General features: G+C 60.2%; 21 protein-coding genes, 1 tRNA gene and 1 pseudogene (1 of these 23 running past the window's edge). 12 read left to right on the plus strand and 11 right to left on the minus strand.

All coding sequences use genetic code 11. The features are described 5' to 3' along the window. The 4 genes and pseudogenes from F4Z81_04775 to F4Z81_04790 form a co-directional block, all read left to right on the plus strand. Nucleotides 1–1164: pseudogene (locus F4Z81_04775) on the plus strand (potassium transporter Kef) (it extends 436 nt beyond the left edge of the window). Between the two features lie 169 nt (nt 1165–1333). Continuing rightward, nucleotides 1334–4036: a hypothetical protein gene (locus F4Z81_04780; GenBank protein ID MXW04369.1), complete on the plus strand. Its 2703-nt coding sequence runs from the start codon at nt 1334–1336 to the stop codon at nt 4034–4036. 35 nt (nt 4037–4071) lie between these two features. Further along, on the plus strand, nt 4072–4785 hold the full coding sequence (locus F4Z81_04785) for a hypothetical protein (GenBank protein MXW04370.1): 714 nt from the start codon (nt 4072–4074) through the stop codon (nt 4783–4785). An 80-nt stretch (nt 4786–4865) separates the two neighbouring features. After that, nucleotides 4866–5168, plus strand: a complete 303-nt coding sequence (locus tag F4Z81_04790) for a HigA family addiction module antidote protein (GenBank protein ID MXW04371.1) — start codon at nt 4866–4868, stop codon at nt 5166–5168. Between the two features lie 103 nt (nt 5169–5271). Here the strand turns inward: F4Z81_04790 and F4Z81_04795 are convergent. The 4 genes from F4Z81_04795 to F4Z81_04810 form a co-directional block, all read right to left on the minus strand. Continuing rightward, nucleotides 5272–5343 (minus strand) — tRNA-Asn (locus F4Z81_04795). Between the two features lie 64 nt (nt 5344–5407). Further along, on the minus strand, nt 5408–6307 hold the full coding sequence (gene dapF, locus F4Z81_04800) for a diaminopimelate epimerase (protein ID MXW04372.1): 900 nt from the start codon (nt 6305–6307) through the stop codon (nt 5408–5410). A gap of 12 nt (nt 6308–6319) precedes the next feature. After that, nucleotides 6320–7276, minus strand: coding sequence for an outer membrane beta-barrel protein (locus F4Z81_04805; protein MXW04373.1), 957 nt, complete (start codon nt 7274–7276; stop codon nt 6320–6322). A gap of 32 nt (nt 7277–7308) precedes the next feature. After that, nucleotides 7309–8529, minus strand: coding sequence for a carboxylate-amine ligase (locus F4Z81_04810; protein MXW04374.1), 1221 nt, complete (start codon nt 8527–8529; stop codon nt 7309–7311). Between the two features lie 287 nt (nt 8530–8816). Between F4Z81_04810 and F4Z81_04815 the strand changes: the two genes are divergently transcribed. Both F4Z81_04815 and F4Z81_04820 read left to right on the plus strand, forming a co-directional pair. After that, nucleotides 8817–9284 (plus strand): hypothetical protein, encoded by a 468-nt coding sequence (locus tag F4Z81_04815; GenBank protein MXW04375.1) that lies wholly within the window; start codon nt 8817–8819, stop codon nt 9282–9284. 60 nt (nt 9285–9344) lie between these two features. Beyond that, nucleotides 9345–9872: a hypothetical protein gene (locus F4Z81_04820; GenBank protein ID MXW04376.1), complete on the plus strand. Its 528-nt coding sequence runs from the start codon at nt 9345–9347 to the stop codon at nt 9870–9872. 186 nt (nt 9873–10058) lie between these two features. Here F4Z81_04820 and dnaK read toward each other — a convergent pair whose 3' ends face one another. Beyond that, nucleotides 10059–12026 (minus strand): molecular chaperone DnaK, encoded by a 1968-nt coding sequence (gene dnaK / locus F4Z81_04825; protein ID MXW04377.1) that lies wholly within the window; start codon nt 12024–12026, stop codon nt 10059–10061. 211 nt (nt 12027–12237) lie between these two features. Beyond that, nucleotides 12238–12660: an Hsp20/alpha crystallin family protein gene (locus F4Z81_04830; protein ID MXW04378.1), complete on the minus strand. Its 423-nt coding sequence runs from the start codon at nt 12658–12660 to the stop codon at nt 12238–12240. Nucleotides 12661–13048: 388 nt separating this feature from the next. Between F4Z81_04830 and F4Z81_04835 the strand changes: the two genes are divergently transcribed. After that, a complete protein-coding gene (locus F4Z81_04835; protein ID MXW04379.1) occupies nt 13049–13915 on the plus strand; it encodes an RNA polymerase sigma factor RpoD/SigA in 867 nt (288 codons plus the stop codon). Nucleotides 13916–14064: 149 nt separating this feature from the next. Here the strand turns inward: F4Z81_04835 and F4Z81_04840 are convergent, their stop codons facing one another. After that, complete coding sequence (locus F4Z81_04840) at nt 14065–15114, minus strand: hypothetical protein (protein ID MXW04380.1); 1050 nt, start codon at nt 15112–15114, stop codon at nt 14065–14067. A 96-nt stretch (nt 15115–15210) separates the two neighbouring features. Beyond that, the gene (locus F4Z81_04845; protein ID MXW04381.1) at nt 15211–15819 is read right to left on the minus strand and encodes a thioredoxin family protein; all 609 of its coding nucleotides are present in this window, start codon (nt 15817–15819) and stop codon (nt 15211–15213) included. A gap of 278 nt (nt 15820–16097) precedes the next feature. Here F4Z81_04845 and F4Z81_04850 point away from each other — a divergent pair, with 278 nt between their 5' ends. From F4Z81_04850 to F4Z81_04860, 3 genes are all read left to right on the plus strand, one after another. Continuing rightward, the gene (locus tag F4Z81_04850) at nt 16098–17411 is read left to right on the plus strand and encodes an aminotransferase class III-fold pyridoxal phosphate-dependent enzyme (GenBank protein ID MXW04382.1); all 1314 of its coding nucleotides are present in this window, start codon (nt 16098–16100) and stop codon (nt 17409–17411) included. 103 nt (nt 17412–17514) lie between these two features. Further along, on the plus strand, nt 17515–18033 hold the full coding sequence (locus tag F4Z81_04855; GenBank protein ID MXW04383.1) for a thiol peroxidase: 519 nt from the start codon (nt 17515–17517) through the stop codon (nt 18031–18033). A gap of 16 nt (nt 18034–18049) precedes the next feature. After that, complete coding sequence (locus F4Z81_04860; protein ID MXW04384.1) at nt 18050–18736, plus strand: metal-dependent hydrolase; 687 nt, start codon at nt 18050–18052, stop codon at nt 18734–18736. Nucleotides 18737–18742: 6 nt separating this feature from the next. Here the strand turns inward: F4Z81_04860 and F4Z81_04865 are convergent, their stop codons facing one another. After that, nucleotides 18743–19864, minus strand: coding sequence for a methyltransferase domain-containing protein (locus F4Z81_04865; GenBank protein ID MXW04385.1), 1122 nt, complete (start codon nt 19862–19864; stop codon nt 18743–18745). After that, on the minus strand, nt 19590–20561 hold the full coding sequence (locus F4Z81_04870) for a hypothetical protein (protein MXW04386.1): 972 nt from the start codon (nt 20559–20561) through the stop codon (nt 19590–19592). Before F4Z81_04870 ends, F4Z81_04865 begins: the two co-directional genes overlap by 275 nt. A 121-nt stretch (nt 20562–20682) precedes the next feature. Here F4Z81_04870 and F4Z81_04875 point away from each other — a divergent pair, with 121 nt between their 5' ends. Then, entirely contained in the window at nt 20683–21984 is a 1302-nt protein-coding gene (locus tag F4Z81_04875; protein ID MXW04387.1) for an ammonium transporter, read from the plus strand. A 77-nt stretch (nt 21985–22061) separates the two neighbouring features. Further along, nucleotides 22062–22406: a P-II family nitrogen regulator gene (locus tag F4Z81_04880; protein MXW04388.1), complete on the plus strand. Its 345-nt coding sequence runs from the start codon at nt 22062–22064 to the stop codon at nt 22404–22406. A 155-nt stretch (nt 22407–22561) separates the two neighbouring features. On the opposite strand, the gene F4Z81_04885 is transcribed toward F4Z81_04880, so the two are convergent. Continuing rightward, the gene (locus F4Z81_04885) at nt 22562–23113 is read right to left on the minus strand and encodes a hypothetical protein (protein MXW04389.1); all 552 of its coding nucleotides are present in this window, start codon (nt 23111–23113) and stop codon (nt 22562–22564) included. Nucleotides 23114–23148: the final 35 nt, after the last annotated feature.

A 23148-nucleotide genomic window follows, 5' to 3' on the forward strand; every position in this document is an offset into this window, starting at 1 on the left:
TTGCACGGCCGCATCGCGGTCGGCATTCTCATCGTTCAGGACCTGGCTGCCGTGGCTTTTATCGCGATCTCGGTGGGCATGTGGCCATCCCTTTGGGCGTTGCTCGTCCTGCTCCTCATACCGGCGCGTCCGCTGCTGTTGTTCGTGCTGCAGAAAGTCGGCCATGGCGAGCTTCTGGTGCTGAGCGGACTGCTGCTGTCCCTGGGCGGCGCGGAAGTCTTTGAACTGGTCGGACTGAAGGGCGACCTGGGCGCACTCGCCCTCGGCGCGCTGATCGCCAACCATGCGAAAGCCAATGAAATGGCGAAGACCATGATCGGATTCAAGGACCTGTTCCTGCTCGCCTTCTTTTTGTCCATTGGACTCTCAGGTCCGCTGACGCTGGACGCGGTGCTCATCGGCGCAGCCGTCACGCCGCTTGTTTTCCTGAAATCGGCCCTGTTCTTCGGCCTTTTGACGGCGTTCAAGCTGCGTGCGCGCACCTCGCTGCTCGCGACGCTGAACCTGACCAACTTCAGCGAGTTCGGACTCATTGTGGCGGCCATCGGGGTAGCCAATGGCTGGATCGACGGCCTCTGGCTGATCGTCATCGCGATCTCCCTGGCGCTGTCCTGTGTCATCTCCGCGGCGCTGAACGTCGCCGCCCACCAGATCTATGCCCGGCACCGGGCGTTGTGGGACCGGCTTCAAAAGTCCGAGCGTCTTCCCGACGACCAGCCGCTCGATACCGGTGGAGCAACGATCGCCATCATCGGCATGGGCCGCGTGGGCACCGCGGCCTATGACAACATGCATCAGGAGTTTGGAGACACCGTCGTAGGCGTAGACCTCGATCAGGTCAAGGTGCAACGGCAGCAGTCGAGTGGCCGCCACGTACTGCTCGGCGATCCCACTGATGCGGACTTCTGGGATCGCGTTCAGGCCGCCCACACCCTCGAACTGGTTCTGCTGGCGTTGCCGAACCTGGCGTCCAACCTCGCCGTCCTCGACCAGCTCAAGTCTTCTTCGTCCTACTGCCGGGTCGCCGCCACGGCGAGGTTCCCCGATGAGATCGAGGTGCTCAAAGCGGCTGGCGCGTCGAGCGTGTACAACCTCTACGCGGAGGCCGGCTCGGGATTCGCTGCGCACGTGGCGGCGCAGACGCCATCGAAGGCGGGTACGTAATCTAGCTGAACGATACGCAACGAACTTCCCACCCACTAAACTTCATGGTGAAAACAGTTTGAATTTTGAACTTCGTGTGGTAAATTTGGCCGATCTGCGCCCGTTAGCATCCATGATTCACTTGGGATGTCTCCAGTCATTCAGTCAAATCCACTAAGGGAATTCAAATATGCGTTGCGACCATGATACCAGGGGCAAATCAGCTTCACCCTCCTCCGCCGGTAACGGTATTGCACGATACACAAAAAAGGCCATCCAATGGAGTCCGATCCGACTCTTCTGCTTACTCGCGCTTCTTGTGGTGACCTCCTGCGGCAAGGACAGCCCCACCGGGCCGGCCGGACCAGCCAACGTCGTCGTGACGCCGCAATCAGTGAAGCTGACCGCGATCGGCCAGTCCGTGCAGCTCGACGCGCAGGTGCAATACGAGGCCGGCGCGACATCGTCCGGACACACGGTGGTCTGGTCGAGCCGGAATCCGTCCGTGGCATCCGTGACCAGCGGAGGGCTCGTCACCGCGCTCAGCAACGGTACGGCCGATATCACGGCCACCGCGGGACAGAAACAGGGCAGGTCCACGATTACCGTATCCCAGGCTGCGCGAACGATAACGGTTGAGCCGTCGTCGGTAACGCTGACCATGGCCGACGAAACCGCGACGCTGAAGGCCTCGGTGCTGGACGAAAACGGCCAGGCCGTCGATGGCGCGGTAGTGAAATGGTCGATCAACGACGAAGCCGTGGCAACGGTAAGCGACGATGGCCTGGTCACGGCGATCAGAAGCGGCAGCGCGGTCGTGACCGCCGCCTCGGGCGAGGTTTCCGCCAGGGTTACCGTCACCGTTTCCATCGATGTCAGCGATCGTACCACGCTGACCGATTTCTACCACGCGATGGACGGTGCAAACTGGAATGAGCGCGATAACTGGTTGAGTGAAGAACCCCTGACCGAGTGGCACGGTATCACGACCGACGCCAACGGAAGGGTGATCCGGCTGGAACTGCGCTCGAACAACCTGTCGGGCGGGCTGCCCGGGAATCTCGTCAATCTCATCCTGCTGAGGGAACTGGATCTGGCGGGCAACCAGGTATCCGGCGCCATCCCGGCCGAGCTCACCCAGTTCGACGAACTGAGGATCCTCGATCTGGGCGCCAATGAGATGTCGGGATCCGTGCCTGATGAGCTTGCCTTGCTTGCCAACCTGGAGATACTGAACCTGGGGAACAACAGCCTTACCGGGTCCATCCCCGCTGAACTGGGACAGATGACCACCCTGACACGGTTGGACATTGGCGGCAACGACCTGACCGGTACGATTCCGCCGGAACTGGGCCGGCTTTCCAGTCTGAAGCACCTGGAACTGAACCAAAACGAACTGGATGGATCGATTCCTGCCGAACTGGGCGACTTGTCTCAGCTGAAGTTCCTGCACCTGGACACGAACAAACTGACCGGCCCGATCCCGCCGGAACTGGGTAATCTGGAAAGCCTGGAGTTTTTGAACCTCTGGCGGAACAAGATTACAGGAGAGATTCCGGTTGAATTGAGCCAACTGGAAAACCTGGAACGCATGGATCTGGATGAAAATCAGTTGTCCGGACCGATCCCCGCCGACCTGGGACAGTTCCACAATCTCGAGATACTCTACCTCAATTCCAACAAACTGACGGGCGAGATCCCGACAGTCCTTGGGGAACAACCCAAGCTTCGTCTGTTGAGTCTCTATGGAAACGAGCTGACCGGCCCGGTACCGGTCGAATTGAGTCAACTCCCCAATCTCGAGATTCTTTATCTCCATAACAACGAACTGACCGGACCCATTCCATCCGAGTTTGGACGGCTCCAGGATCTCGAAGCGTTGTACCTCCAAGGCAACGAACTGTCCGGGGCCGTTCCGTCCGAACTGGGGCAACTCGACGACCTGGAAATTTTGTATCTCCATGGAAACCAACTCACCGGGATGATTCCCGAAACGTTTTCGGGCCTTTCAGACGTCACCCAGTTCTTCTTTCACGACAATGAAGGGCTGTGCTTACCGAGCGTTCCGGCTTTGCTGGCCTGGGTTGACGGCCTGGACGAATGGATGGGGTCGCGGTGCGACGAAGCCGGATTCGCCGAAGGCCTCCTCATGGTGGGCGAAGGCGCCGACCGACTGTACAGACTGAACCCGAACACGGGGGAAGCCAAACCCGTCGGTGAAGCCGAGCGGTTCGACGTCGACGAGTACCAGCCCTATGGCCTGACCGCGCACAACGGCGTGTTGTACATGACGGGCGGATGGAACGCGGTGCTGTACACCCTGGATCCGGAAACGGGCGTGGCCACGCAGGTCGGCGACGCCGTGGAATTCGGGGTGGGCGAATCCCAGCCCATGGGCCTGGCGTCCCACAACGGCAGGCTGTACATGGCCGGCGGGACGAATGCCGGGCTCTACGCGCTGGATACCGTGACGGGAGAGGCCACCCCGGTCGGTAGCGCGGTTGAGTTCGGCGTCGGAGAAACCCAGCCCTTCGGTCTTGCGTCTCACATGGGCGGCTTGTTCATGGTCGGTTACAACTCGGCCCGGCTGTACGAATTGAATCCCGCAACGGGGACGGCATCGCCCGTGGGCGACGCGGGCGACTTCGGCGTCGGTGAAGACCTGCCGACCGGGCTGACGTCACACCGGGGCGTGTTGTACATGGCTGGCGGGTGGACGGCGAAACTGTACACGCTGGACGCAGACACGGGGATCGCATCACCGATTGGGAGTGTCGACGAGGAGGTCAACCAGTTCGGCATCGATGAAGACGCTCCGACCGGGCTGGCTTCGCTGATGCGGGAAGTGTCGGCACGGAAGGTTGTGCCTGTGGTGAGGGTGGTGAAGGAGTAACACAGGCGTCCGCGAACGGATCAAAGGTCTGGCCGATGAGGAGAAAGTGGATCTGGTGGGCAGGCGGCGCTGTGCTGGCAGTGCTCGTTTCATTCATCACTGTCATGTACTGGTTCGATCCGGCGCGGCGCACGACTGAGCCTGAATTCTCCGGATTGAGCAGAACCGTTACCGGAAATATGCTTATCTCACAAAGCGATCCGCCGGTGCGGATGACATTTGACGAGCGATTCCGGCACATCGGAGGGCAGAAGTTCGTGCTCTATGGCACCGCCGACGTCGAGCAACACTTCTTTGTCGAAGAACATCCGGACGGCACACTGAAGAGTTTTGTCTGGATCCAGTTCGAAGGCTTCCTGCCCGATAACGACTACACCTACGACTATTCAAGTTCTCCTTTGCGGCAGCAGATCGGACCGTTCGATTTCTTTACCGATACCGCGGCCGGAGCATCAAATCGTTTTTTGCGGCTCGGCTGGCCTGGAACCGACGGTTATCTCGCCCGCAAGTTCGCGGCAGACAAAGGCTATACCATGCCGGCCGACTACGCCTACGCGCGGCTTGTGCACATTCCGGACGACGCAAGCCGCAAAGAACTGCTGATCATCTTCATGGAAGACCTGGCACCAACGGGTTGGACCGGCGAGTCACTGCGCGAAGGTGGGGAGCACGAAGGGCGCTGGCCCGAGATCGAGGCCGCTCATCTTGACAGGATCAAGCGCGTGATGTCGTTATCTTCGCCCGGGTAACACGAAATACCGCGGTCTCGGCCCGGCTCACGCTGCAATATAGCAGTATTTGATCGCTTGAACCTGGAGGATTACCACTAATGGCTGCCACCGGAATCAATGTCAAAATGACTCCGTCCCATCCGGGTGACTTCATTCGTTCGGAAATCATCGAGGAATTGGACCTCAGCGTCACGAAAGCAGCCGAGATTCTACACGTTCGTCGAGCTACGCTTTCTGCATTATTAAACTGCAACGCGTCGTTGTCGGCGGAGATGGCCTTGCGAGTCGAGAAGGCCTTCGACGTCAACATGGACATGCTTCTGCGGATGCAAGCATGGTACGATGCTGCCCGGATGCGTGCTCGCGCAGGAGAGATTGAAGTACTGCGCTATGAGCACTAATCGGTGTGACGCAGGTTTTCTAATGTGTCGACGAATGTTCTAACACTACGAGAGGGAGTGCCTGTCCAGGAATGTTGGGGCAAGGGATATGAGGGGAGTCAAGCTCCTCGGGTTGGATTCGAACCAACAACCTAGTGGTTAACAGCCACCCGCTCTGCCATTGAGCTACCGAGGAAAATGGCGTTTACAACAGCAACGGAATATAGAGCGTAGACGCCTTTGTGTCAAGTGGTTTGTGGTTAATCATCCGCGTCCAGAATCTCACGTAACGTCGCCTCACTGAAGGTTCCCCGGGCCAACTCGGCTACGGGTCCGGTCAGCGTCAGATTGAACTCCTCCTCCACATCAACAACCAGTGCCCCGCCTTGCGATTCCACCGTCACGGGAGACGTCACCAGGCCTAGACGCACCGCCGCGCTTGCAGCCGCGCAAGCCGAAGATCCGGATGAAGGTGTTTCGCCGACACCGCGTTCCCAGATCAGGATGCGAATCTTGCTGGGACCGGTGGGTTCGGCTAGTTGAACGTTTATTCGATTGGGGAAGATCGGGTGGGTCTCTAGCGCTGGACACAGCCTAAGCAGGTCGTCGCGACTCCACTTCCGGTCCTGGGAACGAAACACCACGCAATGAGGATTGCCAACGCTCACGCCGGTGAAAGTCAGCGTTTCCCCGGTGACCCTGATCGGTTGCTCGATCAGTTCGTCGACTTCGAGGGTACACGGCAGCGCTTCTGGTCTGAACGTTGCCTTGCCAATGTGCACGGTCGCGCCGCATACCGGACCGGAGGCATCTTCTGCACCGCATTGGTCATGCTGCGTTTCGACGCGTACCGTGCCGCCACGTGTCTCCGCCGTGAACGACTTCTTGCGCGTCCTGCCCTTGGAGTGCAGGTAAAGGGCGAAAATCCGCAGTCCGTTGCCCGAGGTTTCGGCCTCGCTTCCGTCGGGGTTCCAGATCCGCAGGCCGAAGTCCGCCGAACCAGAATCTTCAAGGACCAGGATTCCGTCGCTACCAATACCTTTTTGACGATCACAAATCCTGGCGATGCGCGCGGGGGTCAACGCAAAGGTCAGATCATCCGGATCCAGTACGATGTATTCATTGCCGAGGCCGTGGCCTTTGAAGTAGCTGTTCGCCATGCTCCGCACACATCAGAAACTGTACATCATGTTCAGGCTGACGCCGACCATCGAAAGCTCGTCGGTCGAAATGCCGTACATAACGTCGAATCCCCGGCCCACGGACGAGGCGTGGCTGCGGAGCTGCGTCCACGGTTTTTCGTCGTTGAATTCACTGAACTTCGACCAGCGAACCTTTGCCCCTATGCCCAGATTGGCGCTGAGCGCGTAGTCCACGCCCACGACGGCCTGGTAGGCGGTGAGCAGATCGTTCATCTTGTGCCGGCCCACGGTCGTGGTCCCGGCGAGCCGCGCTTTTCGCTCCGGATGGAGGAAGGTCGAGATCGCGGCCGGGTCGTCATTGCGCTTGAATCTTCCGTAGTAGTCGAGCGAAGTGCTGGAAAGCCCCACGCCGACCCCGATGTAGGGCGTGTAAGGCGAGTTGCTCTTGAACTCGTAATACACGTTGGCAAAAACACTGTGCGAAAGCAGGTCTTCGAGCCCGCCATCCAGGGTTTCGAGCTCCTGCCGTTGTTTCTCCTGGGTCACCGCATCCAGGATCTGATCTTCGCCTTCGCCGCGTGTATAGGTCGTGGTTCGGTAGAGATATTCACCCTCGAACCGCAGGCCGTTCCAGGTGTATCCCAGGGCCAGCACACTCTGCACGCCATCGCCCGCTCCGACTTCGTGCGTCCACTCCGCGGGCGGCGGCGCGCTCGCGCATTCATCCGGACGCGTCTCCGCGAGTCCCGGGTTGGAAAGCTTGTCGCATCGTGTGCCCCAGTCGTTGTCATAGGCGTTGAGGGTCAGGCCCGGGGCTACCGCGAAGCCCAGGTTGGTCCGCAGGTACCAGTTGTTCTGCGACAAGGCCTGCGCCGATGCCGAGGTGGAGGTCTGTGTGGAGGTCGATGTAGTTGCCTGTGCCGATGCCCGTCCGGAGACGGCCGCGACGACCAGGCACAGGGTCAATACCCCGATTCTGTGTTTCATGATGTGATCTCCTTACGATAAGGTTACCATCGTTACGCCGCGGTCGGCGCATCCAGGCCGCTTCCCGTTTCCTTGACCACGAGATCCACCACGGCCCGGAGGGCTTCCGCTTCCGTATCGCCTTCGAGGCGGCGCAGACGATAGTGGTCGATCTGGCGGTCCGACCCGGTACCGTACCGGATGAGGTCGAGAATGTGACGCAGTTGGTCCTCGCATTCCAGGGCGCGCGCGTCTTCGGACAGGGTTTCGACCAGGGCTTCGGCGTACTCGTCGATATCCAGGCGGCCCGAACCCTCCGTATCCCCCAGGAACGCGACCACGCCGTACCGCTGGGCGAGCCAGCAGTTCTCCTTGATCAGCTCCGTCGGCGGTTCCGGCGGAAGGCGCCCTTCCAGGTCGAGACGCATCAGGTGCCGCACGAGACAGGTATAGAGTGCCACGACGCACATGGCGTCGTCCACGGTCTGGCAGATGTCGCAGATGCGCAGTTCCAGGGTGGGAAATGCGCGGGAGGGCCGGATGTCCCACCAGAGCTCGCTGCTGTCCTTGATGAACTCCATCCGCTGGTAGTCTTCGACCAGTTTCTCGAATTCCTCCCATGAGTGCAGCGGTCCGGGCAGCCCCGTGCGCGGCATGCTGCCGAAGAGGGTCAGCCGGTAAGACTTGAAGCCGGTCTCACGTCCGCTGCTAAAAGGCGAGGACGCCGAGAGCGCGTGGAGCAGGGGCAGGTAGCGGCGCATGGCCGTCATCACCCGGACGCGGCTGCCGCCGTCGCCGAAACCTGCGTGGATGTGCATCCCGCCCACGAGCAGCTCCCGCACGGCCTGCTGGTAGGTCATGGCGAACTGTTCGTAGCGGCGGCCCGCCGTGACGACCTGGTTGTGCCAGGCCGCGAAGGGATGGGTGGAGGCGGCCAGCACCGCGGCGCCGTGCTGCGCGGCCGCGTCGATGACGAAACGGCGGGTCTCGATGAGGGCGGAATGGACGTCCGCCACGGACGTGCAGACCCGGGTGGTGGTCTCGATCTGGGACCGGAGGAACTCGGCCACGACTTTGTGGTCGCCGCGGTTCTTCTCACATTCCTCGAAGATGCGCGGATCGGGATCGGGCAGCAGGTCGCGCGTATCCGGGTCGACCAGGAAGAACTCTTCCTCGACGCCGAGGGTGATGGAGAGGGGATCTGAGGTGCTGCCTTTTGCCATGGTTTCTCCCGGGCTGGATTCCGGGAAGATTTTACACGGCGGGCAAGACATAGTCAACCGGTATCGAGTAACGCGTTCCTGACCTCTTGCCAGTCCACAGTACTGTCTGCGGGGTCGTGCAGACGACGCTGTCTATCAAGTTGACACCTAATGACTTATGGGCTAACTTGAACAGACTCACTCGGTCTCACGGGAATACCCCATGATAGAGAAAACCATTAAAAAACGACCCCTGGACGACAAATCCGCTACAGCGGATGATCTTGCCTACTGGATGAGTAAGACACCTGAAGAGCGGGTCGCCGCGGTCGAATACCTCCGAAACCAGTTCTATGGCAATAAAGGCAGACCCCGATTTCAGCGCGTTGCTCGCTTTGTTAAACGCTCATCGCGTTGAGTACATGATCGTCGGTGGACATGCTTTGGCCCTTCACGGTTCGCCACGGTTCACCGGGGATCTGGATATATATTACAAAGCGGACACAGTGAACGCCGAGCGCATGGCCACAGTAATTGCGGAGTTCGGTTTTGGTGATCTGGGATTAACCGCGGATGATTTCCTGACTGCCGAATCGGTTCTGCAATTGGGTGTGCCTCCACGGCGGTTGGATTTCTTAAACTCACTGACGGGCGTTTCGTGGAACGAAGCGCACACTGGGCGAGTGAAGGGTACATATGGTGATATCCAGGTTCATTACATCGGTCGTGACCAACTCATCAAGAACAAGCGGGCAACGGGGAGGCAACGGGACCTGGCGGACCTGGAGATGCTTGAAGGAACCTCAAGTGGTCTCGAAGGGGAGTAACGTATTCCAATAAAGGAAACCACCATGCGACGTTTATTCTTCCTGCTGGCGATGCCCTGTATGCTGGCGATACCCTTTCTGACGGCCGGCAAAGCTCAAGCCCAGGTTTCACTTGAAATCGAGGGGCATGCGACTTTCGCCCTGGAAGAACTGAGCAGGTTGGCGGACGGACAAGGGGTCGGCGGTCTGCTGACGGTTGTCTATCCGGTCCGGCCCTCAAGTATGTTCAATATCATCGGCAAAGCAGGCTTCAATCAATACGGCACCAAGTCTGGCGAGGTTGAGCGACGCGAAATCGTGAGAATCGTCGACTCGGTGTACCAGGGCATTCCGATCACCGCGGGCGCCAGGTTGTATTACGATCAGGACCGGTTATTCTACACCGAAGGACATTTGGGCCTGGAAATCAAGCGGGGTGACCTGGACCCATTCGACGATAAAGACCAGACTTTAACGATCCATCCAGTGCTGGCCATAGGCGCCGGTTTCTCCGTCTCCCCGAGACTGGCCCTGGTCGCATCGCTCGGCTTGAGCACGGATTTGTGGAGATATGCGAATCTGGGGGTCTCGGTTCGTTTCAGGGATTGATTGACCGGCGAGATTCCTGCACGCAGTTAGGGTAGCACGCCGCAGGCTTTCGTGCGCACCAATTGATTGAACATATAAAAACGCGGGACTCACCTCGAGCCCCGCGTTTCTGTTTTCAGAAAGAGACGCAGATACCAGCGGCTCCGCTCCATTCGTCTATGGCCGCCTGCCGCGCCCTCCCTCCCCTCAATTCACCACCTCGTAATCCGCGTCGATGGCGCCGTCTTTCTTCTTCTTCTGCGCCTGCGGATCGCCCTCCGGCTGAGCACCCGGCGGCGGACCCTGCGGACCGTCCTGCGGCCCCTCGGGACCGGCCGCGCCCGCCTGCGCAGCCTGGGCGGCGGCCTGTTCGGCCTGGGCCTGCTGGTAGAGGACTTCCGCGAGCTTCTGGGAAGCCTGGGTCAGCTTCTCGGTGGCCGCCTTGATGGCCGCCGGATCGCTGCCCTCCAGGGCCGTCTTCAACTCGGCTAGGGCCGCATCGATGGCGCCGCGGTCCTCTGCGGAAAGCTTGTCGCCGTGTTCTTCCAGCGACTTCTCCGTCGAGTACACGAGCTGGTCGGCCTGGTTGCGGGCTTCCACCTCTTCCTTCTTCTTCGAATCCTCGTCGGCGTGGGCCTCGGCGTCCTTGACCATCTTGTCGATCTCGGCGTCCGACAGGCCGCTGGACGCCTCGATGCGGATCTGCTGCTCCTTGCCCGTGCCCATGTCCTTGGCCGAGACGTGGAGTATGCCGTTCGCGTCGATGTCGAAGGTCACCTCGATCTGGGGCATGCCCCTGGGCGCCGGCGGGATGCCGTCCAGGTGGAACTTGCCCAGGGTCCGGTTGTAGAGGGCCATGTCGCGCTCGCCCTGGAGGACGTGCACCTCTACCGACGGCTGGTTGTCCGCCGCAGTAGAGAAGACCTGGCTCTTCTTCGTGGGGATCGTCGTGTTCCGGTCGATGAGCCGCGTGAAGACGCCGCCCAGGGTCTCGATGCCCAGCGACAGCGGCGTGACGTCGAGCAGTAGCACGTCCTTCACGTCACCCGAGAGCACCGCACCCTGGATCGCCGCGCCGATGGCCACGACTTCGTCCGGGTTCACGCCCCGGTTGGGCTCCTTGCCGAAGAGTTCCTTGACGATTTCCTGCACCTTGGGCATGCGCGTCGAGCCGCCCACGAGGACCACTTCGTCGATATCCGAAGCCGAGAGGCCCGCGTCGGAGATCGCCTGCCGGCACGGCGCTACCACCCGCTGGACGAGCGGGTCCACGAGCTGCTCGAGCTGGGCCCGCGTCATGGTGCGGTTCAGGTGCTTGGGACCGGAGGCGTCCGCCGTGATGAAGGGCAGGGCCACTTCGGTCTGTCCCGCGGTCGAAAGCTCGCACTTGGCCTTCTCGGCTGCTTCCTTCAGTCTCTGCAGGGCCATGGCGTCGTTGCGGAGGTCGATGCCGGCCTCCTTCTGGAACTCCTCCGCCAGGAAGTCCACCAGGGCATCGTCCAGGTCGTCCCCGCCCAGGTGGGTGTCCCCGTTGGTCGCCATAACCTCGAAGACGCCGTCACCGATCTCGAGGATCGAAATGTCGAAGGTGCCGCCGCCGAGGTCGAAGACCGCGATCTTCTCGTTGCTCTTCTTGTCGAGCCCGTAGGCCAGTGACGCGGCCGTCGGCTCGTTGATGATGCGCTTGACGTCCAGGCCGGCGATGCGTCCGGCGTCCTTGGTGGCCTGACGCTGGCTGTCGTTGAAATAGGCCGGTACGGTAATCACGGCCTCCGTGACGGTCTCGCCCAGATAGTCCTCGGCCGTCTGCTTCATCTTCTGCAGGACCGCCGCGGAGATCTCCGGGGGCGAGTACGTCTTGTCGCTGATCTGTATGCTGACCTGGCCGTTCGACCCTTCCACCACGCTGTAGGGCATGCGGGTGCGCTCGTCGGGCACCTCTTCGAAGCGGCGTCCCATGAACCGCTTGACGGAGTAAACCGTCGCGTCCGGGTTGGTGACTGCCTGGCGCTTGGCCGTCGCGCCGACGAGCCGCTCGCCGTCCTTCGAAAAGCCCACGACGGAGGAGGTGGTCCGGCTGCCTTCCGCGTTCGGCACCACGGTCGGTTCGCCGCCCTCCACCACCGCCACGCAGGAGTTGGTCGTGCCCAGGTCGATTCCAATGATCTTGCCCATGTGTTTCGCTCCTTAGAAACGGGTAAAGCCCGCCTCCGCATGGAGACGAGCCGTGCCCGCTTGCTTGATGAGGCAGGTGCTCCCGCCCCGGGTTTTAACGGAACTGCTTGGACCTGCTTGGATCTGCTTGGACCTGCTTGGACCCGCTTGGACCGGTCCAGTCCCCCGGTTGGAGGACCGGTCGGGTTCGTCCATTTCCGGCCACGCGGCCTCAGGCCACGGTGATCGGAATCTGCCTGGGCTGCGACTCCTTCGATTTCCGCAGCGTGAGGGTCATGACGCCGTCCTTGTACGTGGCGTCGATCGACTCGGTATCCACCGCGTCCGGCACCGGAAACGCGTGCTCGAACTTTCCGCGGGGCTGCTGCTCCGCGTCGCCGTTGAGACCGAAGGGACTCTTGCGCTCGCCGCTGATGGTGAGCACGCCCTTCTCCAGGCTGATCGACACATCCTCCGAAGCTACGCCCGGAAGGTCGACCGCGACCAGGTAGGCATCCTCGGTCTCGTGGGTGTCCACGCGAGGCGACCAGCGTGCCTGGAATCCGGACCTGAGCGGGAACGGCCGGAACAAGCCGTCGAGTTCGGTCCGCAGGTCATGCAGGTTCGCCAGCGGGAAAATGGTTGTCGCTCTCATGATGCTCCTCCTTTTAAGGTAACCAACTGACCTCTTCACAATCTCTCTACAATCTCTTTGCCGCCTTTCGGAACCGAATGGCCATCCCCGGCGTACATTAGTTTAGAAACGCGGGTGATGCGGCAGTTCCGTCATCTGCAACATAGTTAGCGCAAAGAGCGTGCCAGTTCGAAAGGATGCATCCTAAAGAAAGTAAGGGGAACACCGTAAGTCGTTGAATTTGATCCGGTTAGTTTGAATAAAAAAAGCGCAAGATTTGTATGATGAAAACTGACTAATCTGAGTAAGAGCAAATTGAATATGCCAAATTGGCAGAACATGACAAAATGGCATATCGCGACTGCCAACAATAAAATGCGCAACTGGGCTGGCAGGGAGGTGATTTGGAATGAAACTGACCACAAAGGTTCAGGTCAGGGATGACGAGTCGCTCGACTTGTACCTGAAAGAGATCGGCGATACGGAACTGCTCACGCCCGAGGATGAGGAGGAACTGGCCCGCCGCATCCGGGACGGCGATGAGAAGGCGCTGGAGACCATGATTCACGCGAACCTGCGTTTCGTCGTCGTGGTCGCCAAGCAGTACCAGAACCAGGGCCTTGCCCTTTCCGATCTGATCAGCGAGGGGAATATCGGCCTGATGAAAGCCGCGCGCCGTTTCGACGAGAAGAAGGGGTTCAAGTTTATCTCCTACGCCGTCTGGTGGATCCGTCAGGCAATCCTCCACGCGCTGGCCGAGCAGGCCCGGCTGATTCGGCTGCCCGTCAACAAGATCGAGGAACTGCGCCGGATCGAGCGTTCCATCAAGAAGCGTGAAGCCGAAATGGCCCAGGCCGGGGAAACCTCCAGTGACGGAGGCGACGAGGGCGAAGAGCGGAGTTACGGCAAGGGACGTCATCCCGCCCTGCCGGAATGGGCGAGCACGCCGCTTTCGCTGGACGCGCCGGTGGGCGATCAGGATGCCTACACCCTGATGGACCGGCTCCGGGACCAGGACAGCAAGATGCCTGACGATGCACTGCAGGAAGAGCTGCTGCGGACGGAAGTGAGGCGTGCGGTTTCGAACCTGACCGATCGCGAGAGCGAGGTGTTGAACCTGTACTTCGGCCTGAACTCGGACCGGGCGTACACGCTGGAAGAGATCGGGGTGCGTTTTGGCCTGACGCGGGAACGGATCCGCCAGATCAAGCAGAAGGCCATCAACAAGCTGCGCCATACCCGCCACGGCAGCCGGCTGGCCGCCTACGCGGATTAAGTGGAGCCGGCTAAAACTGCGGCGTCGCGTGAACTCTTGAACGGACTAGACATGATCCGTCTGCCATTGCCCCGGCAGGAGTTCACCGGCGCCTTTTTTGTTGGTTATTCCGACGTAACAGGTATTGGTCTTCTTGGTAGACTGCAGTGTTATGTGGGAGAATCGGACTGGATGATTTGTATTTCCAGGTCTGGGTATCTTGATGTCAGAGACTCAGCAGCGTTTATTGCGCCTTCTGTTGTCCACTGATTGGTTAAAGCGTATGTTTTTCCATCTACTTCGAACAACTCACCTTTGTCAATAAAGAACCGTCTCGGTCTGTCTTTAGTTATATTTCGCAGTTCACGCCTGAATTCTACCGAACTGACGCTTCTTTCGATTACGTGAAACGGGTTTGGCTTCACCTTTTCAATTGAAGAAACCACCTCTTCAATAGGCTTTCCCTTTGAAATCACGTATCGTGTGATATGATGTATCATCTTACGACTGCTTAGGTTTGGCTGTTGATTTCCTTCCGTTGTAACCTCAAAACGTACCGTATCCCTCGACCTCTTTCTCGCCTCCCGCTCTTTCATCGTTTTCTCTCGAATCCTCACCTGATATTCCTCTGCTTCCGGCAAAGGAATGAGCGTCTGGATATCAAGAAACAAGCCGTCTTGACTTAGGTACGGATTCATTCTAACACAACGAATATCCAAACCGAAATTGTTTAACCACATGACAGAAGTACAAAGTTCTTTGGAGAATTCCGCTGACGCCAGAACGATTTTAACATCCTGAGCGAATTCATCTTTAGGTTCTTCCCAACCCAGAAACTCCAATAGACTTTCTTCAGGATTGATCTCACTTTCGTTCTTTCTCAGGTAAGAACCATACGTATCCACAAGCTTATCGAATGTCAGTGTAGAAATCATCGCTGCATATCTCAGTGCCTGTAGATCCATGTAACCGCCATCGGTGGTACGTTTGAGTTCGATCACAACCAGATCCGCGTTTTTGTCGATGCCCAGAAGATCAATTCTATTCTTTCTGTCCTCCCAGTCGCCGAATTCCTCACTCACGATCAGAGTGTCAGGTGAAATTGCATCGATTTGAGACTTCAACATCTGCTGCAAATCGAACTCTCTCAGCCCCTGATTCTCAAATGTAGTCTCATCAAGTCGAACGATTTGTTGGTCCTGTACTTTGTAAAGTGGCATGGAAACCTTTAAGTTGAGGAATCGAAACCATACGGTGGGTCCGAGTCATGATTCCCGGAACACATTGTAAATTGAATTAAGAATCCAATGCAGTGTTTATTTCTCGCTGCGCTTCTCCCGCTCCATGTACATGTCGAAGTCCATCTTCTCATACCATCCGCCTTCGACGAATCGCAACATGGGCGCGAAGAGATCGGGACCGTAGTATCCCTTGACGGGCAGGAGGGGACGGCCATCCGAGGTGAGAAACCACGTGGTGGGATAGCTGCCCACCTGGAACATCAGGGCCACCTGGTATTCCGTCAGGGTCTGGCCCTGGATGGTCAGCGGTTGGGAGGATTCCGCGTTCAGCTTTACCGGGATGAAGGATTTGCTCAGTTGCTTCAGGACGGCCTCGTCGCGGTAGGTCTTCTCGTTCATCCTTCTGCAGTTTGGACACCAGTCGGTGTAGAAGTTGACGATGATGAGCTTGCCGGACTCCTTTGCCAGCGCCAGGGCCTTGTCGAGCCGTTGCCAGTCGGGTTCGGCCGGCTTCTTCTCATTGACTTCGCCAGCCGTGGCGACCGGAACGCCAATGGTCGCACCGGCACCGATCGCCATGCAGAACATGACCACGAGGAAGGCCGCAAGGGCGGCACCTGGCCGTCCTCCTGTGTAACTTCTCACGGACCGCGTTTCGATAACTACTGATTGCCTGGACGGCATAGATCGGAATCCCGGATGGGTAGGTAGTAATCGTCTTGTTTTCTTAAATCATCTTTCCGCTTAACCTACCGTTTCCACGCCGAAAGTCAAGCCGAAACCCCTCCGCCGCGCCGACGAGATAGGCCTTGTCATCCCCCTCTATTCCCTCCATATTGTAGGGATTCGGCAGACTTCAATTAGTGCGAAACGCCATTCAGTTGCAGCGTAATGAACGCACTTCCGAAACCCCGGTGCAGCCGTCAATTCCGGTGCACGGCGGTTTCTGCGGGACGACCTCCATGACCAAGCTCGAAACATCCTATCGGCAGGCCTTCGGCCAGTCGGCCGCGCTGTACGAGCGCGCGCTCGAGCGGTTCCCCAACGGGGTGACCCACGACGGCCGGTTCATGCGCCCCTTCCCGGTATACATCGACCGCGCCCACGGGTCGCGCAAGTGGTCGGTGGAAGGCCGGGAGATCATCGACTACTGGATGGGGCACGGATCCCTGATCCTGGGGCACAGTCACCCGGTGATCGTCGAAGCGATCGCGGAGCAGGCAGCCAGGGGCACCCACTACGGCGCCTGCCACGCACTCGAGATCGAATGGGCGGACATGATCCGGCAGCTCATGCCCTCCGCGGAGACGGTCCGCTTCGTTTCTTCCGGCACGGAAGCCACGCTCATGGCCATCCGGCTGGCGCGGACCTTCACGGGACGGCGCAAGGTCATCAAGTTCCGGGGGCATTACCACGGCTGGCATGACCAGGTGCTGGACGGGGTCGGACCGGGGAACAAACAACCCATGCCGGGCGTGTTGCGGGAGGTGTTCGATACGCTGATCAGCCTGCCGGAGGTCAACCTGGACCGCGTGGCGGACATCCTCAGGCGCGACAACGACGTCGCCTGCCTCATCCTGGAACCGACGGGCGCCATGTTCGGCGGCGTGGAACTGTCCGACGACATCGTCCCGGGCCTGCGGGAGCTCACCGAGCGGCACGGCGTGATCTTCGTCATGGACGAGGTGGTCACGGGGTTCCGGTGTGCACCGGGCGGTGCGCAGGAGCATTACGGGATCCGGCCGGACCTGAGTACGCTGGCCAAGATCGTGGCCGCGGGCTTGAATGGCGGCGCCCTGGTGGGTCGCGCGGACATCATGGAACTGCTGGAACTTCGCGACGACGCGGAGTGGCAGACCGACAAGAAGATGCTGCACTACGGGACCTTCAACGCGAACCCCCTTTCCGCGGCTGCGGGCATCGCCATGCTCCGGCGCATCGCCGACGGCCGCGACATCGCCGTGGCCAACGAACTGGCGGCGGAGCTGCGCAAGCGCATGACGGAGGTGCTGGCCGCCAACGGGCTGGACGACTGGCGGGTCTACGGCTCCTTCTCCGGGTTCAAGATCCTGTCGGCGGGAACGGCCACCGCTGACCGCCGGGGCGACGCTGACCTGCTCCACGCCATACGCCAGGCTTTGCTCCTGAACGGCGTGGACTGCATGGGGGTCGACGGCCTCACTTCTTCGGTCCATACCACCGAGGACGTGGAACGCACGGCCGAGGCCTTTGACGGTGCGATTTCGCTGCTTAAGCGGGACGGGATAATCCCATGACAGTGGGGATAATCCCTTGACAGCAGGGGGGCCGGCGCGTAGGTTGCGCCGGTGTTAAACAAGCCGTTTTAATCCAACGATTCGATCAAGGAGAACAGACATCATGGCGACTGAAAGAGCCGGTGCGGCGACCTTTCAAGGCAATGGATTGACCCTGTTGGGCGACGAGGTGAAGGTGGGAGACGCGGCGCCGGACTTTTCCGTGCTGGCGGACGACCTTTCCGCCGTCACGCTGGCGAATTACGCAGGAAAAGTGAAGGTCATCTGTCTCGTACCGTCTCTCGACACACCAGTCTGCGACACCGAAATCCGCCGGTTCAACCAGGAAGCCGCGGGCCTCGGCGACAACGTGGCGGTGCTGGCGGTAAGCACGGACCTGCCCTTCGCCCAGAAGCGCTGGTGCGGCGATGCGGGCGCCGACAACGTGACGGCGCTGTCCGACCACCGCGACACTTCCCTGGGCGTGGCCTATGGCGCCGTGATCAAGGAACTGCGCCTGCTGGCGCGCGCCGTCTTCGTCATCGACGCTTCCGACACCGTGCGGTACGCGGAGTACGTGACGGAAATCACCGAGGAACCGGATTACGACGCCGCCCTGGCGGCCGCCCGCGCCGCCGTCTGATCGAGGTACTCTAGCCATGGCCAAACTCACCTATCACGCCCACGCCAGTTACTCGCTGACGGACGGCAGCCATGACCTGCTGTTCGATCCCTTCATCACGGGCAATCCACTGGCGACGATTTCAGCGGACGACCTGAATCCCGACTACATCCTGCTGACCCACGGACACGGCGACCATATCGGCGACGCTGTGCCCATCGCCCGGCGCAGCGGGGCGACGATCATCGCCTCCTTCGAACTCGCCAACTACTGCGAGGCCCAGGGCGCCGAGACGCACGACCTGGGGATCGGCGGTGCGTACACCTTCCCCTTCGGACGGGTGAAGCTCACGCAGGCGACTCACAGTTCGTCGATCACCGCGGACGACGGGGCCATCGTGTACCTGGGAAATCCAGCGGGGATCATTGTGCGTTTCGAGGGGAAGACGATCTACAACACGGGCGATACGGGGCTCTTCGGCGACATGGCCCTGATCGGCCGCCTGGAGAAGCCGGACGTCGTGATCATGCCCATCGGAGACAACTACACCATGGGGATCGACGACGCCGTGGAGGCGGTGCGGATGATCGGCGCCGGCACCGTGATCCCGGTCCATTACAACACCTTCCCGGTGATCGAGCAGGACCCGGCTGAGTTCGTCGACAAGGTGGGCGACCTGGCCCGCTGCGTCGTGCTGAAGCCGGGCGAGTCGGTCGAGTTATAGGCCCTTTCACACCATCCGTCGCAGCCGCACGGCCATCATGGGCGGTGTTTCCCTGAAGTTCGCCCAGGACAACTCGCGGTCGGCTTCCACGCTTTCGTCGAAGGCGCGTTCCTCCAGGCCGTCCAGTACGAACCCTGCTTCGAAACAGGCGGCCAGCAGTGCGGACAGGGGCCGGTGAAAGATGAGGTTGGGCACGGGCTGGCCCACGATGGCCAGTCCCTCGAAGGGCTGCGGCGTCAAATAGCGGTCGATCTTGATTCCGACTTTCTGGATCATTCTCCCATCCTGGTCTACCTGTTCCGCGTAGCGTACGGCGTAGGGCGCCTGGAAGCACGGGTGCGTCAGGCTGAAGACGAAAACACCACTCGGCTTCAGAAGGCCGTGCACGGCGCCGAACATCGGTCCGACCTCGGCCATGTCCATGACGGCCATGTTGGATACGGCCGCATCGAAGCTATTCCTCCCCAGTCCTTCCAACTCCTTCGTATCCGTCACGTCGATCACGCGGTAGTCGATCTCGCCCGCGGGTTCGTTTTCTGATGCACCGGTCCCATGGCCTTCCGAATGTTTCCGCGCCTTATCGATCATCCCGGCGCTTCCATCGATCGCGGTGACCCGTGCGCCCAGTCCGGCGAGAAAACGCGAGAAGTTCCCGTTTCCGCAGGCGATGTCGAGCACGTTGTCGCCAGACTTCACGTCCAGCAGCCGTTCCATGGCCGGCCGCACCAGCAGGTTGTGGAAATCGTTGCTGTGTTCGCCCATGTAGTCGTCCCAGAATCCGGCGTTCAGGTTCCATCTACTCTGCGCGTCGCCTGCCAGTTCCGGCCAGTCTGACGTGGGCATGTTGGCTCCTTTACTCAAACACCCGCATGGGTGGATCTTCCACTTGCAGGCCGTGTTCCGCCGCCCAAGCGCGCAGGGGCACGTCGTCACCCTCCCAGGGCCGGCAGAAGAGCTGCGCCGTGATCGGATCCATGGTCTCGAGCACATCATCGGGCGGCGTCGGATGTTGCTGGGCCCACCAGCGGTAGGCGTAACTGATGAGCAGGACCTTTGTGGTGTTCCCGGTGAAATTGACCCCGGGCGTGTGGTAGATGCTCGTGCTGAAGATGTAGGCGTCTCCCGCATTGAGGGCCGGCTCGACGAACTTCGGCGGGTCCAGTGAATCCTTTTTGAACCGCAGGGCCTCGTTCAGTCTGTGGCTGCCGGGCACGAGCATGGTCGCACCCGCGTCCGGCGACGGAAAGTCGGTCAGGCAATAGCCGACGCGGACCGCCACCGTCCCTCGTATGGGATGATCCGGCCTGAAGTTATTCAGGTCGCGGTGCCAGTTCCTGAAGGACCGGCCGTCGCCGTCGGGATAGATCGGCTCGTCGGAGGCCGGCTGGGGATACTTGTAGATGAGATGCCCCCGCATCATATGGATGTCATGGGAGAGCAGTTGCACCACGAGGGGTACCGTGCGGCTGTTCGTGGTGAGTTCCACCAAGGCGTCCGCTTCGTACAGATCTATGTACCGGTTGGCGTAGTAGTTGTGGATCGGTCCGGCGGTCTCCATGAACCGGTCGCCGACGGCCATAACACGGTTGCGCAGGTCGTCGTCGAGGGCGTTCTTGACAATCAGGTAACCGTGTTCCCGGAAGTGATCCCGCTGCTCGGAAGTTAGGGGTGTGAACTCCATGTTGTTTCCTTGAAAGATGTCGGAGGAATACAGGTGGCAAGGGCAAATATAGAAGCCGGCACGCGGATCGTCAATATCCAGCGTCCCACGACGCTCCACACCAGGCTGCGCTATTTCGATAAGCGCCAGGCGTTTTTTCCACATTCCATCGCATTTTACAAGGATTTAACCTCCGGGTAATATGCCTGTAACAGATGGGGACTATATTGGAAACTCAGTTTCAAAATGACCGTTTCCAATCCATCACAACAGGGAGGTTTTCCGTATGTCCCTTAGCGGCATATTACGTATCGCTGCATGCCTGGCGCTTGCGGTTCCCGGCGCGGCTTTCGCGCAGGAAGAGGCTGCGGCCCCGGCGGCTGTGCTGAATTCCGGGGATACCGCCTGGATGCTCGTCAGCTGCGCCCTGGTGCTGCTCATGCTGCCCGGCCTGGCCATGTTCTACGGCGGGCTCACGCGCACCCGGAACGTACTGGGCACCATGATGCACAGTTTCGCGGCCATGGGCATCATGGGCGTGCAATGGGTGATCTTTGGATTCGCCCTGGCCTTCGGCGCAAGCGCGATCATACCGGGCGTCCTCGGCTGGAGCTCCGACTACTTCCTGCTGGGCGGCGTCGATCCCGGAACCCTCTGGGACGGAACGAACATCCCCACGTACCTGTTCGCCATGTTCCAGGGCATGTTCGCCATCATCACCCCTGCCCTGATCGCCGGGGCCATCGCCGAACGCGTGAAGTTCGGCGCCTACTGCCTGCTGATCCTGCTCTGGGGTTTCGTGGTGTACGAACCCCTGTGCTACATGGTGTGGAACGCGGACGGCATGCTCTTCAAGGACGGCGCCATTGACTTCGCCGGCGGCACGGTGGTGCACATATCTTCCGGCGTGGCGGGCCTGGTGGCCGCCATGGTGCTCGGTCCCCGGCTCGGTTATCCCGGACGGGCCATGAAGCCCAACAACCTGACCATGACCCTTATCGGCGCGGGCCTGCTCTGGATCGGCTGGTTCGGCTTCAACGCCGGTTCCGCCGTGTCCGCGGGTGAAACGGCCGTCCAGGCCCTGACGGTGACCCAGATCTCCGCCGCCGCGGGCGCCGTGGGCTGGATCGTTACGGAGCTGATCCACCATGGCAGGGCCTCAAGCCTCGGAATCGTTTCTGGCATCCTGGCCGGTCTGGTCGCCATTACGCCGGCCGCGGGCAGCGTGACTCCGGCCTGGGCCCTGGTCTTCGGTTTCGGCGCGGCGGTGGTCTGCTTCCTGATGGTGCAGCTCAAGGGCAAGCTGGGTTACGACGATACGCTCGACGTCTTCGCCATCCACGGCATCGGCGGCATGTTCGGCGCCCTGCTCGTCGGCCTGGTCGCCACAGACGTCGGCGGCTGGTCGCAGTTCCTGATCCAGATCAAGGGCGTGGTCATCGCCATCGCGCTGTCGGCCGTCGGTACGGGCGTCCTCGTGTGGTTGATCGACCGGACGATCGGGCTTCGCGCCACGGACGAGGATCAGCTGGTCGGCCTGGACCACTCCCAGCACGGGGAGGACGGTTACGGACTGACTCACCTGTAGTCGACCACGCTGAGGTCACGGGCCGGGAACAGGCCCGAATCTATCATCAGACCATTACTTCAGGAGTCGTCAGACCTATGAAACTAATCGTAGCCATCATCAGACCGGAGAAGCTCGACGACGTCCGGAACGCGCTCGACGAGAAAGGCATCCCCGGCATGACCCTCTCCAGGGTGTCGGGGCATGGCCGCACCGCCCATCGCACGGGACTTTACCGGGGACAGGAGATCGACATCCCCCTCGCGGCCAAGATCCGCATGGAAATCGCCGTCACCAACGATCAGAAGGACGAGATCGTGGACGTGATCTGGAAGGCCGCCAGGTCGGGCGGCGACCGGACGGGAGACGGCAAGATATTCGTGGTGCCCGTCGAAGAAAGCGTCCGCATCAGCAGCGGGGAACGCGGTGAGGACGCGGTGTAGGGAACTGGTGTATAAACCGTGTGGAGGAGTGATGTAGGGAATCTGTTGTGAGACCGCCGGTCCGGTGGCGTCATCGGGCCGGCGGTTTTCTTTCTTTGACAACGGCCGACGCCTTCTCCTGGCTTCGGGCCGGTGGTTTCCAGCCGGAGGCCGACTCAACCCCCCTGGTCCACGAACCGTACGTGTGTGTTCGGTTGGTAGACCTCGCCTTCCGTGTACGGCCGTTCTTCTTCATCCGTCCTTATGATATACAATTCCAACTTTCGGTCCTCACAGTCGCCGAACAGCAACAGGGAATTCCTGTACGGATCACCCACCAGGAAATCACGATAGACCCACGTCCCCCCCGGTTCGATGGGGTCGAATATGTACTGGTAACCTTCCTCCTCCGCCACGGCGGCGCTCCAGCCAGTAAATCCGTCACTGCGTGAATTACACTGGAAATCCAGCAAGACCATGATGATGGGCTGATCCATCTGATTGCGAAAACCCCAGTCCACGAATGGGAATCCATCGAGGCTCCTTTTGGTAATGGTAAGTACTACCTCGATCGGCGGGTCATCATTCGCACCCACGGTCGGAATAGGGTTCGGCGGCGGGTGGCTCGCTGTTATGGGCGACCGGACTGGATCAGGCTCCGCTGGATTGCTGCAAGACAAGGCAAAGGACGTGAGCAAGACGAGAAGCCACGGCAACAGTATCGACATGCTGATTTCCCGGTTTTTATCAGAAATTTCGGACG

It is taken from the genome of Gemmatimonadota bacterium (assembly GCA_009835325.1).
In the GTDB taxonomy this organism is placed as follows: domain Bacteria; phylum JAAXHH01; class JAAXHH01; order JAAXHH01; family JAAXHH01; genus JAAXHH01.